At 33.0% G+C, this 15,142-nt stretch carries 12 protein-coding genes; 2 read left to right on the plus strand and 10 right to left on the minus strand.

Annotation, left to right across the window (positions count from 1 at the left end; all coding sequences use genetic code 11):
- Nucleotides 1-4 precede the first annotated feature (4 nt).
- The 10 genes from FF125_RS04730 to FF125_RS04775 all read right to left on the minus strand — a co-directional run bounded on the left by FF125_RS04730 (nt 5) and on the right by FF125_RS04775 (nt 12,641).
- The gene (locus tag FF125_RS04730; RefSeq protein WP_138948698.1) at nt 5-244 is read right to left on the minus strand and encodes a thioredoxin family protein; all 240 of its coding nucleotides are present in this window, start codon (nt 242-244) and stop codon (nt 5-7) included.
- 51 nt (nt 245-295) lie between these two features.
- Complete coding sequence (locus FF125_RS04735) at nt 296-601, minus strand: ArsR/SmtB family transcription factor (RefSeq protein WP_138948699.1); 306 nt, start codon at nt 599-601, stop codon at nt 296-298.
- Nucleotides 602-1,026: 425 nt separating this feature from the next.
- Nucleotides 1,027-3,666, minus strand: a complete 2,640-nt coding sequence (locus FF125_RS04740; RefSeq protein ID WP_138948700.1) for an alpha-L-rhamnosidase — start codon at nt 3,664-3,666, stop codon at nt 1,027-1,029.
- A 321-nt stretch (nt 3,667-3,987) separates the two neighbouring features.
- Nucleotides 3,988-5,091: a glycoside hydrolase family 76 protein gene (locus tag FF125_RS04745; RefSeq protein ID WP_138948701.1), complete on the minus strand. Its 1,104-nt coding sequence runs from the start codon at nt 5,089-5,091 to the stop codon at nt 3,988-3,990.
- A gap of 79 nt (nt 5,092-5,170) precedes the next feature.
- Nucleotides 5,171-5,563, minus strand: a complete 393-nt coding sequence (locus tag FF125_RS04750; RefSeq protein WP_250629684.1) for a GNAT family N-acetyltransferase — start codon at nt 5,561-5,563, stop codon at nt 5,171-5,173.
- Between the two features lie 517 nt (nt 5,564-6,080).
- Nucleotides 6,081-8,402, minus strand: a complete 2,322-nt coding sequence (locus FF125_RS04755) for a leucine-rich repeat domain-containing protein (RefSeq protein WP_138948703.1) — start codon at nt 8,400-8,402, stop codon at nt 6,081-6,083.
- A 280-nt stretch (nt 8,403-8,682) separates the two neighbouring features.
- A complete protein-coding gene (locus FF125_RS04760; RefSeq protein WP_138948704.1) occupies nt 8,683-9,285 on the minus strand; it encodes a DUF6624 domain-containing protein in 603 nt (200 codons plus the stop codon).
- A gap of 215 nt (nt 9,286-9,500) precedes the next feature.
- On the minus strand, nt 9,501-10,259 hold the full coding sequence (locus tag FF125_RS04765; protein WP_138948705.1) for a DUF6090 family protein: 759 nt from the start codon (nt 10,257-10,259) through the stop codon (nt 9,501-9,503).
- Nucleotides 10,260-10,487: 228 nt separating this feature from the next.
- Complete coding sequence (locus tag FF125_RS04770; protein ID WP_138948706.1) at nt 10,488-11,402, minus strand: VOC family protein; 915 nt, start codon at nt 11,400-11,402, stop codon at nt 10,488-10,490.
- 231 nt (nt 11,403-11,633) lie between these two features.
- Nucleotides 11,634-12,641 carry an aspartate-semialdehyde dehydrogenase gene (locus FF125_RS04775; RefSeq protein ID WP_138948707.1) on the minus strand — a complete coding sequence of 336 codons (1,008 nt, stop codon included), beginning with the start codon at nt 12,639-12,641 and terminating at the stop codon, nt 11,634-11,636.
- A 216-nt stretch (nt 12,642-12,857) separates the two neighbouring features.
- Here FF125_RS04775 and trhO point away from each other — a divergent pair, with 216 nt between their 5' ends.
- Together trhO and FF125_RS04785 are read left to right on the plus strand one after the other, a co-directional pair.
- Nucleotides 12,858-13,889, plus strand: a complete 1,032-nt coding sequence (gene trhO, locus FF125_RS04780; protein ID WP_138948708.1) for an oxygen-dependent tRNA uridine(34) hydroxylase TrhO — start codon at nt 12,858-12,860, stop codon at nt 13,887-13,889.
- A 4-nt stretch (nt 13,890-13,893) separates the two neighbouring features.
- On the plus strand, nt 13,894-15,141 hold the full coding sequence (locus FF125_RS04785; protein WP_138948709.1) for a peptidase U32 family protein: 1,248 nt from the start codon (nt 13,894-13,896) through the stop codon (nt 15,139-15,141).
- Nucleotide 15,142 lies beyond the last annotated feature (1 nt).

The raw sequence follows: 15,142 nt of genomic DNA on the forward strand, positions 1-15,142 counted from the left end.
AAATTTATGATTTTAATAGCTCCAATACTTCATCTTTAGAGGGTATTCTACCTTTTATTGTAATAACATCATCAATTACTAATGCGGGTGTACTCATTACGTTGTATTTCATGATTTCCATGATATCTTCAACTTTTTCTAGGGTAGCATCAATATTGTTTTCTGAAATTGCATCTTTAACAACACTTGTCATTGATTGACATTTTGGACAACCTGTACCTAATACTTTAATTACTTTACTCATAATATTTAAATTTGTTTATCGCCAATAGGCGATATGATTATTAAAAAAATATCAATCAAAAAATTGTTGGAATAATGTTTTTGCAATCTTCCAATTTTCTTGATCGATACAGTACTTTATTTTGGGCGGTTTTAATTCTCCTTGAATTAGACCCGCATTTTTTAATTCTTTAAGATGTTGAGAAATTGTAGATTGTGCCAATGGAAATACTTCAACCAAATCTCCAGTGAAACAACAAGACTGGCTTTCAAGATGTTTTAAAATAGCAATACGTGTTGGATGTCCCAAAGCTTTAGCAAATCGGGCCAAATCTTCTGTGTTTTCCTTGTATTCTATATGTTCTAAACTTCTTTTCATCTGATTATGTTTATTGGTTTTATCGGTTAAAAGTAGTTATCAATAAACAATTCTTTTAATACCAATTCATCCAATAAGGCTCATTTCATATTTACTATCGTAAATGTACGATTAGTATTTTAAATAAATGTAACCTAAGTTACATTTATCTCATTTTACTTTTTCTTTGAGAGGTCTTTAGGAATAACATTTATTCTTAAGATGTCTTTATTTTGGGCAGGTTCTTAAGGTTATGATATCACATATCAGAAAGACCAATTCATCTGTTTTATTTTTACCATACGAAGGTTGTAACTTTTAAAGTATTTGGTTATTTAATTGGTTTATAGTTTAAGATTTTACTGACACTTTTGGGTTTATAAGTAGGACGGAACATTCAATTAAAGTTAATCATTATTATATTGTCGTGTTTCTTTTAAATGCGTCTAATTAATTTGAATAGTGTAAGTACCAGATTCTAAGTTCAAATGAATTAATCCATTTTCTTTATTAGTAATCAATGGATGCATATTTTTTGATATGTTATTTGCCTTCAACGTAAGACGGCAAACACTATTTGGAGGTATTACGACATGATAATATATCTTACTACCAATTCTTTTCCATGAACTTGTTATTTCACCCTGTGGGGAATTGAATCTGGCTTCAAAATGATCTAATCCTTTTACAAAGTTCGGTTCAAGTATAAATTTTCTAAAACCGGGATTATTTGGGTCTGGTTTAATACCGCCAAGTGCTTTAAAATACCATGCACTTATTTCCCCAAACATAATATGATTGTGAGAAATGTCATTCTTTTCCTTTTCTAAATCCCAATTTTCAGGGAGGGTTTTAAATCCATTTACAATCCACCAGCCCCATGAAGGAAACGTTTCCTGCGAAGCCACTTCATAGGCTAATTCTGCATAGCCATTATCACTTAAAGCATTTAAAATAGTTTTGCTACCCAAGAGTCCAACATTAATGTGTTTCTTATCTTTGATTACCCTATCTGCCAAATTTTTGGCAACCAGTTTCTCTGCTCCCTCAGGGACCATTCCCCAATGAAGAGAGGTGCTGAGTTCGGTTTGTGATCCTTTACCATAAATGCCAGTTTCTTTGTTAAAGTATTTTTTATTGAAGGCAGATTTAATCTCTTCCGCCAGTTTTGAATAATGAACAAAATCAGCTTGATACCCCAAAAGTTTTGCGGCTTTAGCAAGAATAGAAACGTCAACAAAATAGTAAATGGAAGATGTATATTCAACAGGAGGTTTTGTTGTAACAGGTATCCAGTCTCCTAAGCCCCAAGTAGTCAAATTGTCTTCACTTATTTCGGTAATGTGATCTACATACCTTTTTATGTTTAAATAACAATTTTCCAATAGTGTAGAATCACCGTAAAATAAATAGATGTTCCATGGTATAATTGCGATGGTGCTTGTCCAATCAGGACCATTGCCCCAATCATATCCCCATCCACTTGATGGAATAATAGATGGCAGAACACCGTTTGCTTGTTGTTCGTCCCTATGGTCTTCAAGCCATTTTTCATAGATTGTAATTCCATCAAAATTATAAAGCCCCGTTTCATTTGCTATATGGGCATCTCCTGTCCAACCATTTTTTTCTCGTTGAGGACAGTCTGTTGGGTAACCGAATAGATTTGATAAATACGAGTTATTTGTAGCTTCCCAAATTTTATTCAAGGTGTTGTTTGAACTATTTATATAACCAATTTTTGGTACATCACTATGCAATACTATACCTGTCAAACTTTCTTTTGTGAGTTCTATTGGCTGGCTACTGTTTACCTCAACATACTGAAAGCCTTTATAATTAAATTTTGGAGAAAATGTTTCAATTCCTTCACCTTTTAGGGTGTAGATATCTGTTTGAAACGGATCTGTATTGTCTGTAGGTCTATAATGAAGGTCAATGTTTGATAAATTTAAGTTTCCTTTATTGTCAAGAATCTCCGAATGAATTAATCTAATTTCAGTTTGTGGTTGTCCTGAAACACTGAGTTTTGTCACTCCTGAAATGTTTCTGCCTAAATCAAAAATATATTTTTTATCACTTATTTTTCGAATACTTTTTGGTATTATTTCTTCCATAGCTCGGATTGGATGCAATTGCTGAGAAACAATATTTTTTGAAGGTGCCTGGGTAACTATGCTATTTTTCCATAGCGTATCATTAAAGCTAACTTTATTATAACCATCTTCTTCAAGGTTCGCATTGTACTGTTCTCCAGTATAAATGCTGTTTAGTACAACAGGACTTAAAGATGTTTTCCAACTTTTATCGGTAGAAACAATTTCTATGGTTCCATCAGTATATTCCAACCTTAGATCTAAACAGAACCGGGGTCTTCCTCTCCATAAAGCTTCATGAAAATTCCAAACGGCAGTTGATTGATGGTTATACCAACCGTTTCCTAACAATATACTTATGGCATTCTTTTTCTTGAGTAAATTGGTAATGTCGTAGGTAACATATAGATTTCTAACGTCAAAACGTGTAAATGTAGGATCAAGTTGGTGATCTCCAACTCTAGCACCATTTAGTTCAAGTTCGTACAATCCAGCTACCGCAGTATAAATGTAGGCGGATTTCAATTCTTTAGAAAGGGTAAATTCTTTTCTAAAATAGGCTGCTGGTTTTAATGAAATATCATTGGTATCCATAATCCATGATCCTTTCCAATTGGATGATTGCATCATTCCAGTCCTGAAACTAGCCACCTTGGGGGTAGAGTGCCGTTTATTGTCCTTATCCCACACAGTTACCGCCCAATAATAGGTTGTAAACGGTAATAGTTGATTGCCTGTATAGCGTCTTAAAGTTGCGTTGCTTGACATTTTGCCAGTATTCCATATTTTGCCAATTCCTTCGGCCACATTGGACGAATCAGTATCTATCACTATTTGGTAAGATGATTGTAATGCACCGTTCCTTTTATCTTCTATTTTCCAGGTAAATCGAGGGTTTTTGACATCAACGGCGATTGGGTTTTTCAAATACTCACAACGTAAATTACTTGCACTAAATTCATTCGTTTGGCTAAGAGTTATAGTTGACATAAATAAAAATGTCAATAATAAATAATGATATTTCATGTTCTACTCTATTGTTATGTTAAATAACCCAATTTTTTATCTATCTATTATATCCTTTTCATATGAAACACAATAGGTTTGAAATAATTAGTTCGTGATTAAGCACCTAATTTAGCAAATAAAAACTTTCTCGACGCTTCGGGAGAAATTCCGAAGTCAATAAACGTAATTCTCGATGCTCTAAAGTTTATAAATAGACAAGAATTAGCAATTGTATTTATAGGGTCTATCTAAGATTGTCTTTTGCATTACTATATTGCAATGGTTGAGGTCGTTAACAGATTCTTAATTACTACCACTTACAATCATTGCGGCATTAAAAGCATCAAGTGCAGAGCTTTGGCTTGATGCATCGGTTTTTTTTGGATGAGCATTCCATATACCACCTATTTCATTATTTGATGAATCTCTGGCGACAGACCAAATAACATCGGCATTTTTTAAAATAAACGTTTTGTACGCTGTTCTTGGCGACGTAGCGTATAGAAATCCCAGATGTCGCATGAAAATGCCTTTAAATTGAGTAGCGTCACCATTAAGCTTTGGTTCTTTTGGGTCTTTTAGAATTCCATTTTCATAAACCATATGTGTAATGGTAGCATTAGCAATTTTATGAGCCAAGTCTAACAACAACTCATCATTTTTTTCTTTATATAATTCTACTAATGCACTCAAAATCATACCTTGATTATACGTGTGTAAACTTCCAACGCTTACTTCGCACTGCTTATTTAAACCATTTTCTACAAGATGTTTTTCATTTAACATTCCCGAATTCATAAACCATTCTAAGGTGTCTTCTGCCCATACAAGATAATTTTTTCCAAGTGTTTCGCCTCCACCTCTTTGATGTAAACGTATTGCACTCAGCATAAATAGTTCATTTTGTACTGCTGATTTACCAATCTTTGGTTTTTTCCAATAGATACCACCGTCACAAACATCATCCCAGCCAGTTGCCATGTCATTAAAAGTGATGCGTGCCATTTTTAGGTATTTGTCATCATTTGTAAGATCATAGGCATTTATCCAAGCTAATACCCACCAACCCTCATCATCGTAATAGTCATTGATATAATTTCGGCAAATCCAATTGTCCTTAGGGTCAGGCATTTCAACTTCAAATTCTTTACAGGTCTCAAAAGAATTTTCAACAACATCCAGATACTCCTTAGAACCTGTTATTCTAGAATAATCAATAATTGCAGTCAATGCGTTGGCTGCATTCCACCAACTTGTGGTGTCATATAGGCCAGTCTCTATATTATACCACTTTTGCAACGTAGTAATTGTAGCATCTGCATATTCATTATACTGCTTGTTTTTTTTACAGGAATGGAGTAGCAGGCTCATGATGATAACAATTACAAATACAGTTGTCTTTTTCATATTTTTATAACTAATTTATTGTTTTTATTTTAAGTTTTTAATCTCAGATCTGTATGTTGCTTAGTTTTTCTTTCCGTATTTAAAAAGCAATGTCAAAAATGATATTAGAACAATAAAACCCTGATTTTTCAATTGCTTTTTTTGAAGCGATATTATCCAAAGTTGTTGAACAAATCGGTTTTCTACCGGATTTTAATACTCTATTCACTTGCATTTTCATTATTTGTGTTGCAATTCCTTTACCTTGATAATTTTTGTTTACGATAATTCCTAAATCGGCAATCTCGGGTTGTGAATCACTCATTCTACATTCACTCGTGGCAATGATAACATCCGATTCCTTAATCATAAAAATCTCTTTTCTAGAAACAAGGTTTTCAGTATAACCAAAAGTATCATCCATTCCAACCTGTTCTTTCAAAAAAGTTTTAATAGTTGTAATATCATTTGGTGAAACTAATTCTATATTCAATGTTGAATTTACCTTAATTGCTGTATTTAAATGCTCAAAACAGAAGGTATTTACCCTGGTAGATTTAGAATAAAATAAGCATGCATTGAAACCAATAGGTTCATTTTTATTTTTTTTTGTTAAAATTTCGTGTTTATTTTTATTGTCTCGTGCTATAACATGGCTACAGGGTAATCTCGGAGCCTCGGGATAATTTAAACTAATAATTTATGCTATAAATTTAGATGCCATATGGGGTATTTTAAAGTCTAAAGATAAGTGTAATCTTATTTCATTCAATAAATTAAAACAATTTTTAACTGTTTTTAGCTCCTTTTATTGTTGTGATATCGGTATTTTTATTCAAATCATCTTTTATATATTGATGCAACTCTTATTAAATTTAATAGCTGTCGTAATTGAATAACATCTCCTTTGTATCAAAGTAAATAAGTCACAAAAATTAATTCAAAACACCTAACGAATTTGCTCGAATAAAGTTTTTTAATAACCTAAAATCAATACTTATCATATTGCTTTATTCATAAATTCTTAGCTCATTATAAAATTCTTCAAAGGTTTCATAAACAACATCAAACTGGGTTGTATAATCAAAAATTACAACGGGATATTTAGGGGAACTTGTATCTACAAACAATACATATTCACAGAACGAATCAAATAATTTAACCCGCTCTAAATCAACAGCAGCTAAGGCAACGTATTGCGGGAATCTTACCAATAATTCTTCATCAAAATTCTTCATTTCGAGCATCCCTAACATATCATAAAAAGAATCAAATTCATCTAAACGAAAAGTCATATCACCAAATTCTAAAGGATCGCCAATTTCACAAGTCATCCCTTGTGGTTTTTCTTCTAATGCTTGGAATTTTAGATAACATGCTTTGTACCTAGCGAGATCAGCATCAGATATGACCTCTTTTTCAATTGGAATATTATTCCCTTCGTGCTTTAAATCACGCAATTTCGGAAGGTTTTCAAGTGGCTTAATGTCTACGATTTGGTTATTATTAAGCATAAGAATTTCTAGTCCCACCAAATTCTTTAAAGCATCAATCGTTTTAATTTCATTGTCATTTAGACGAAGTGAATAGAGCCCATCCATATTTTCGATCGGCTTTAAATTTGAGATTCTATTTTCATTTAATTTTAAATAGGTTAGATCAATAGAATGATGAAGAAAGGAAATATCCTCAATCTCATTATAGCTTAAATTTAAATCAATTAAATGCGTTTTATCTTCTAATCCTGTACCATCCGAGATCTCATTCGATGATAAATCCAATTCAGTAAGTCGACTTAGATCTTTTAAGGCTTTTACACTTGTTATTTCATTGGTTTCAAGATTTAAATTGTTCAATAAAGTGAGCTTCGCCAATGGTTCCAGGTCGGAAATTTCATTGTCGCTTAAATTTAAGAACAGTAAATCGTGTAAAGGCTCTAAAAAGCTGATATCCTCTAAGTCATTACCAGATAGATCTAATTTTCTGATACTTGATAAGCTGTTGATAAAACTAAAGTCTTCAATATCTGTGGATTCTAAAATCAAAGAAGTTAGTCTTGTTAAGGCTGCTAATGGTTGAGAATCACTCAATGAATTCGAAGAAAGATCGAGTGTTGTCAGTTGAGAAAAGCCCTCTAAAAATTGTATGTCTGTGATTTTATTGTCCGATAAATCTAAGTGTTTTAGTCCTTTTAGACTGTCAAAAAAATCAAAGGTCTTAATTTTAGCATTTTTGAGTATTAAGGATTCAAGCTGAAGTTGCCCCAAAAAACTAAAGTCGGAAATTCGAGTTCTTTCCAAGTTCAAAGAGGTGAGCTTTGTTAAGCCTGCTAATGGCAATGAATTAGTGATTTTAGTTCGAGATAGATCTAGTGTTGTTAGCTCGGGTAAGGATTCTAAAAACGTCATATCCTCTATTTGATTCCTAGACAAATCGAGGTGCTTAAGCCCTTTTAGACTTTCAAAAATTTCAAAAGCCTCAATATTAGCATCGCTAAGGCTTAAGGATTCAAGTTGCATTTTTCCTAAAAATTTAAAATCGGAAATTTTTGTTATGCCCAATTTTAAAGCGGTCAGTTTTGTTAAATCTTCGAAAGGCTTTGAATCACTGATTGCAGTATAAGATAGATCTAGTGTCGTTAGTTGCGGTAGATGATCTAAAAAGCTCAGATCCTCGAAACTGTTCATCGACAAATTAAGCTCTATTAGATGCGGTAAGCTGTCTGAAATCTTCACCTCAGTGATGTAGTTCCTCGACAAATCTAGGTACCTTAACTGGGTTAAGCCATCTAAAAAATTTACCTCCGTAATTTTGTTCATCGGCAATTCGAGGTGCTGTAACTCCTTTAGATTCTTTAAAAAACCAAAATCTTTAATATATGCTCCTTCGAGTGTTAACGATTCAAGATTAAGCTTTCCTAAAAAATCAAAATCCTTCAGCTTATCTTCATAACGAATGGACAGCGATTTCAATTTAGGGAGCTGCTCCAAAAATGTGAAACTTGTGATTTTATTTTCAATGAATTTCAAAGCGGAAAGATTTGGTAGACTCGCCAAAATCTTAAAATCTTGAATCTTACAATACGAAAAATCAATGCTTGCTACATTCTGTAAATTTGCTAAAGTTTTTAAATCGGTAGTTGTAATTCGATGAAGCCTTAAGGTCTGTAAATTTGTTAATTCCTTGATGAAATCAAACTCAGAAAGATCTTCGCCTGAAATAGTAAGATCGACAATCTGTCCTTTATCATTGAGTCGAAAACTGTTACTGTAAGGTGCGTTTTCTTTAAAATTTGCATTCTCTAAACGTTCTATTGCTTTTTTATCTGGCATATTTCTTGACTAAATTTTTTAATGTAAAAGGTTCACTGAACGTCCTCTAGTTACGCTGTCATTTTTATAGGGATACTTTTTGATTATTGTATACCTATTTTAGGACGGGTCATAGAAAAGTATAACGGTCATGTATAAGGTTTGTTGCGTGTTCTAGGTACCTAACTTAGCAAAAATGGATTAAAGGGGAATTGGTTAATACATCAGCTTAGCGAACTGGTGTTAGTAATGTATGTAAATAATTTTACTTGCGTTGCACCTCCGTCCTTGTCGGTAGTAGTTATTTTTCCTTTTGAGTAATATTCCATACGATACTTCTTTCTTTTGCAAAACTTTCAATTCCATCCAGGTTAATTTCCTTTCTTCTCTTGTTCACATATTCAGGTTTTTCTATTTCGAAAAAAATTGCATTTCCATTTTTATCATTCGTAGTCTGTGAACCATAGATTTGAGGTTTATTGTTGTTGACAAGCATTCTGTCAATCAATCTTGCATAGTGCATTGGTTGTGATTCTTTTCTTAAAACAGATTCTTTCATTAATGGTGCATACTTTTCTTTGGTCTCTATCGAACTATGTTGGATTATACTAAATAGAGCACCATTTGCTAATCTACCAACTTGATTACTTCCAAGCCATCCGTATTTTTCAAGTATTTTAATAAACTCTATTTCAATTCTTTTATCCTGTTCTTCAACAACTTTCCAGAAGTATTCCATTTCTTCCGAATCTTTTCCAAATTTCTTTTCAGCATCTTGATACAATCTTCTGAAAAGTTGGTCTTCCATAAAAAGGGTTTCGAGTTTAGTTTTCAAAGAATCCAATTTCTTTTCATTTGGTTGCTCTAGTTGACCATAAATTGATGAAGAGAAAATGATAATCATAAGTATAAAAAATATTCTTTTCATATTTGTGTTTTAATTGTTGCTATCATTTGGTATATGGTTTGTGGCGAATAAGAAACTTCTAATTTAGTAAATAAAAACCGTCCCGACGCTTCGTGAGAAAATCCGACCTGCCACGCTTTTGGCCATGGGAGGCCTTTTGTGAAATGTTTAAAACCAAGCAATTATTTTTACTCGGCTTATGTTTACTTTCGTTATTTTTCTTTTAATTTGTTATTTATAATTTGAATCATTCTTTCCATTTTATCAATAAAAAGCTGTTCATCTACTACATTCTCTTTTCTCCAAGCGAGTATATTTGCAAACAAATCCTCCATTTCACGATTACTGAAGAACCATTCATAATCTGATGAGTAGGTACCTTTTGGGAATTCTTCATATGTGCCAGTAGTGGCTAAACCATTTAGACAGTTTATTTTACCATCTGTCGCTGGCCAAAAACGCTCGTTTAATAGTCTTCTTATAAATCCATCTTCTTGATTCGCATCTATAATCATGGATTCAAAAGATGAGATGTACGATTTCAATTCAGAATTTTGTATGTAGTCTATTTTGTTTGATGAAATCAATGATTTGACGTATCCATCTTTAGCTTCGAATGAATATCCGCTCAAGACATTTGACACCAGAGAATCCAATTTAAATTCTGAAATATTAGAAATATTAGTTCCAAAGAGATTTAAAAGATAAATACCATCATCGAATCCTTTCTTATGACGATTATTAATCTCTTTGAGTTCCACAAGGTTGTGTTTTAATTCAGTTTCTAAATTTTTAAGAATCTCTATTTCAGAATTTTCAATTTTTCGTTGTTCATTCCAATTATTAATCTGTAATGCAATTAAAATTCCGATAACTACAAGCACAATTTCTCCAATGGCATATTTTAAATACTTTCCAGTTTTTCCTTCGGAAAGTAAATTTTGTCTAATGCGTCTGAAAAATTTTATCATTTATTAGCGGTTTTGTCAAAATGTTACCTAATGTCTTGTATATGTTTGTTGCGTGTTCTATGCAACTAATTTAACAAATAATAACTGAATAGGATTTCTAGGTCTCAGAACGCAAGTCCCGATGCTTCGGGATTCGTAAGTAGGCGAGCGAGTACTAGCAATGAATTATACACGGTTTTAGCACCTGTTATTTATTCATTTATTTAAATGTTTAGTCTATTCGGATTATCAGTGCCAAATACCTTCAGGAATTAGCTTTTCCTCTACTATTTCTACTAGTAGACTGTCAGGACCTCTAACAAAAAAACTTTTCATACCATGAATAGGATCAATTTTTATATCATGAACAATATCTAGCCCATCAGATCTCATTTTATTCATTAGAAACTCAATATTTTCAGTTGAAAAACCAATATGATCGATGGCACTACCATCAGTTGGTTTAATTTCTTCGTTAGACCACCATGATTCTTCCTCGACTGGTTTGCCAAAAACAATGATATTAATATTATTGACGGTTAATAAATTCCATTTCCATCGTAGCTCGTTATTCTGCCATTGCTTCGCTTCTTCGTATACTGAAATAAAGCCAAGATGGGATTCAAACCAGTTCATAGTTTTGTTAACATCCGTAGATAGTAAATGTATGTGTTCAAATCTATGGTTTTTATTTCCTGTATAGACCTCTACAACTTCATTCTCAGGGCCAAGAAAGTACATCCAAAAATTATCGCCAAGGGGTGTAATGGGCGTATGTACCGCTATTCCTTCTTTGACTCTCCAGTCAAATTCAGATTGACCATCTACACCTGACCAACCAATATGCCATAAACTAGAACCTACATGTGTTGATGGTTCAGTATCGACAAGATTCATTAGTAAAAACGATTTTTCCGTAAAAAGAGCATCCACTCGATCTCGGTATTTTACTTGAGTTGCACCAAAGTATTTTTGATAATATGCAATAGTTGAATCTCTGTCTGTAACATTTAGATGGACATGATGGAAATTGACTTTACTTAATTTCTCAGTATCTTCGGATTTTTCAGGTAGCTGTTTACATCCAATAATTTGAAATATTAGAACAGTGAAGAAAATCAAGGTAGTTCTATATTTTATGTCATACAAAGTATTCGGATTCATTTTTTAAAATTGCTGCTAACAAGTGGATATATGTCATATGAGACATATAACTATTATATCAGCAAGTTAGTAAATTTCAATGAAATCTTGAAATGTAAGGGCTAAAGTATCTCTTTCACTATTCCGTTACCATTTGTTAATCGTTAAAAACGACTAAGCCGCTGTAAAATAAAAAACCGTCTAAAATTAATTTTAGACGGTTTTTTTAGTGTAATTTGAGTAAAAAGATAGTTAAGACACTACTTTAGTATTTACTAAATTATGTTCCATTAAATACTCAGCAATCTGTATGGTATTTGTGGCTGCTCCTTTACGCAAATTGTCAGAAACTATCCACATATTTAAAGTCTTAGGTTGCGATAAATCTCTTCTAATTCTACCCACAAAAACATCATCTTTACCATGTGCGTAAATTGGCATTGGGTAGGTATTGGTATCTAAATTATCTTGCACAGTAACTCCTGGCGATTGGCTTAATAATTTACGTAATTCAGAAACATCAAATTCATTTTCAAATTCAATATTTACAGCTTCACTATGTCCTCCAACGACAGGTATTCGAACGGCAGTTGCAGTAACGGCTATGGTATTGTCATTTAATATTTTTTGAGTTTCGCGTACCAACTTCATTTCTTCTTTGGTATATCCATTGTCTTCAAAAACATCACAATGGGGTATTGCATTTCTATGAATAGGGTAGTGGTACGCCATGTCGCCTTTTTCACCCTTATATTCATTTTCCAATTGTTGTACCGCTTTTACACCTGTACCTGTAATTGATTGGTAGGTAGAAATTACCAAACGTTTAATTCCATATTTTTTATGCAACGGAGCCAAGGCTACTACCATTTGTATGGTAGAACAATTGGGATTTGCAATAATTTTATCGTCTTCAGTTAAGGTATCAGCATTAATTTCTGGTACAATCAGTTTTTTAGTAGCATCCATCCGCCAAGCTGAAGAATTGTCAACTACAGTTGTACCTACAGCAGCAAATTTTGGAGCCCATTCTAATGAAGTATCTCCACCAGCAGAAAATAAGGCGATGTCAGGTTGCATGTCAACGGCATCTTGTAAACTTACAATGGTGTATTCCTTATCTTTAAAGGTTACCTTTTTACCCACTGATCTTTCAGAAGCAACAGGAATCAACTCAGTTAACGGAAAGTTCCGTTCTTCTAATGACTTTAGCATTACATTACCTACCATTCCGGTAGCACCTACAACTGCAATTCTCATATTCTATAATTTTAATATTGAAGTGCAAAGGTCATAAAAAGTTTATCACTATTAAAAATTAATGTTGAAAAAGTTCAATTTTTATCAAATTAGATTAAAATGTTGAATTTTACTCAAGAAAAGAGCTAAAACCTTTACTTTTGTAGCATATACCATTTCAATACAAAAATGGTATTAATATTGAATTTTCTTTAACAGTTAAAAAATTAGTATAGCATGCAACTGTACAATACATTAAGTGCTAAAGAAAGAGCAACGTTAATTGAGCAAGCAGGTAAGCAGCGATTAACCTTGTCTTTCTACGCATATTCCAAAATTGGTAATCCCACTTTATTTAGAAACCATTTATTTGTGTTATGGAACGAACAAGATGTTCTTGGTCGTATTTATGTAGCACATGAAGGTATAAATGCTCAACTTTCGGTACCCGCCGATAATTTTAATGAATTTAAAACAAAGTTAGACGCCATTCCGTTTTTAGAAAATGTCCGTTTAAATATTGCCGTAGAGCAAGACAACAAATCTTTTTTAAAGCTAAAAGTAAAAGTACGAGATAAAATTGTAGCTGATGGATTAAACGACGATACGTTTGATGTTACCAATATTGGTGTGCATTTAAAAGCCAAGGAGTTTAATGAGTTGTTGGCAGATCCAAATACGGTTTGTGTAGATATGCGAAACCATTACGAAAGTGAAATTGGTCATTTTGATGGAGCCGTTACCCCTGATGTAGATACGTTTAGAGATTCTTTAGATATCATTGAAGAAGATTTAAAAGAACATAAAGAAGATAAAAATTTGTTAATGTACTGTACCGGAGGAATCCGTTGCGAAAAAGCCAGTGCCTATTATAAACACAAAGGGTTTAAAAATGTGTTTCAATTGGAAGGTGGAATCATTGAGTACGTGCGACAGGTAAATGAAGAGAAGTTAGAAAATAAGTTTGTAGGTAAAAATTTTGTGTTTGACCACCGTAGGGCAGAAAAAATTTCTGAAGATGTAATTGCCAATTGCCATCAATGTGGTACTCCATGCGACACCCATGTGAATTGCGAAAATGAAGCATGTCACTTATTGTTTATACAATGTGATGCTTGTAAAGAAAAAATGCAAGGTTGCTGTTCAGAACAATGCCAAGAAGTGCATAATTTACCTTTTGAAGAGCAAAAGGAATTGAGAAAAGGAACTCATAATAGCAATAAAATCTTCAAAAAAGGAAGGTCTGAAGTGTTAAAGTTTAAAAAATAAAGCCATGCAGAAAATTGAATTAATGGCTCCTGCCGGAAACTTTGAATCGTTACAAGCTGCTATTGATAATGGTGCTGATTCCGTTTATTTTGGAGTAGAGCAATTGAACATGAGAGCCAGAGCTACTATTAATTTTACATTGGATGATTTAGAAGAAATTTCTAGCCGATGTAGCAAAAAAGGAATTCGTACCTATTTGACCTTAAATACGATTATTTATGATCATGATTTATCGATTGTAAAAACCTTACTAACCAAAGCTAAGGAAGCAGATATTACAGCGGTAATAGCGATGGATCAGGCCGTAATTTCGGTAGCGAGAACTATCGGTATGGAAGTGCACATTTCTACGCAAATAAATGTAACCAATATAGAAACGGTTAAGTTTTATGCCTTATTCGCTGATACGATTGTATTGAGTAGAGAATTGAGTTTACGTCAAGTAAAAAAGATTACAGAACATATTGAAAAAGAGCAAATAAAAGGTCCTTCAGGGAGGTTGGTTGAAATAGAAATTTTCGGACATGGAGCTTTGTGTATGGCAGTTTCAGGTAAATGCTATATGAGTTTGCATTCGCATAATTCAAGTGCTAATAGAGGAGCCTGCAAACAAAATTGCAGAAAAAAGTATACTGTTATTGATCAAGAAACAGGCTTTGAAATGGAGTTGGATAACGAATACATTATGTCTCCTAAAGATTTATGTACCATCGATTTTTTAGATCAAGTAGCAGATGCAGGTATTAAAGTGCTAAAGATTGAAGGTAGAGGTAGAGCACCTGAATATGTAGCCAACGTAATAAAATGTTATAGAGATGCTATTGATAGTCTTGCTAATGACACCTATGACAAAGAAAAAGTAATAGGTTGGATGCAGGAATTGGAAAAAGTGTATAACCGTGGGTTTTGGAATGGTTATTATTTGGGGCAAAAACTGGGGGAATGGAGTACAGGTTCTGGGTCACATGCCACACAGAAAAAAGTATATGTAGGTAAAGGGATGCACTATTTTCCAAAAGCTAACATTGGAGAGTTTAAGGTGGAGGCCTATGACATTTCTGTTGGAGATACAATTTTAATTACCGGCCCAACAACGGGAGCTCAAGAAATGAAAATTGATGAAATGTTTATCAATGATCAAAATGGAACTACGGCTACTAAAGGAGATTCTGTTACCATGCCTTTAGCGTTTAGAATTAGACCTTCAGATAAATTATATAAAATTGTAGCAACTGAATTTGCTCAAGCTTAAT

The organism is Aureibaculum algae (assembly GCF_006065315.1).
In the GTDB taxonomy this organism is placed as follows: domain Bacteria; phylum Bacteroidota; class Bacteroidia; order Flavobacteriales; family Flavobacteriaceae; genus Aureibaculum; species Aureibaculum algae.

Excerpts from the sequence above, each read along its gene's own strand:
- FF125_RS04730 (WP_138948698.1), bottom strand. The coding sequence starts at position 244 with ATGAGTAAAGTAATTAAAGTATTAGGTACAGGTTGTCCAAAATGTCAA.
- FF125_RS04735 (WP_138948699.1), bottom strand. The coding sequence starts at position 601 with ATGAAAAGAAGTTTAGAACATATAGAATACAAGGAAAACACAGAAGAT.
- FF125_RS04740 (WP_138948700.1), bottom strand. The coding sequence starts at position 3,666 with ATGTCAACTATAACTCTTAGCCAAACGAATGAATTTAGTGCAAGTAAT.
- FF125_RS04745 (WP_138948701.1), bottom strand. The coding sequence starts at position 5,091 with ATGAAAAAGACAACTGTATTTGTAATTGTTATCATCATGAGCCTGCTA.
- FF125_RS04755 (WP_138948703.1), bottom strand. The coding sequence starts at position 8,402 with ATGCCAGATAAAAAAGCAATAGAACGTTTAGAGAATGCAAATTTTAAA.
- FF125_RS04760 (WP_138948704.1), bottom strand. The coding sequence starts at position 9,285 with ATGATTATCATTTTCTCTTCATCAATTTATGGTCAACTAGAGCAACCA.
- FF125_RS04765 (WP_138948705.1), bottom strand. The coding sequence starts at position 10,259 with ATGATAAAATTTTTCAGACGCATTAGACAAAATTTACTTTCCGAAGGA.
- FF125_RS04770 (WP_138948706.1), bottom strand. The coding sequence starts at position 11,402 with ATGAATCCGAATACTTTGTATGACATAAAATATAGAACTACCTTGATT.
- FF125_RS04775 (WP_138948707.1), bottom strand. The coding sequence starts at position 12,641 with ATGAGAATTGCAGTTGTAGGTGCTACCGGAATGGTAGGTAATGTAATG.
- trhO (WP_138948708.1), top strand. The coding sequence starts at position 12,858 with ATGCAACTGTACAATACATTAAGTGCTAAAGAAAGAGCAACGTTAATT.
- FF125_RS04785 (WP_138948709.1), top strand. The coding sequence starts at position 13,894 with ATGCAGAAAATTGAATTAATGGCTCCTGCCGGAAACTTTGAATCGTTA.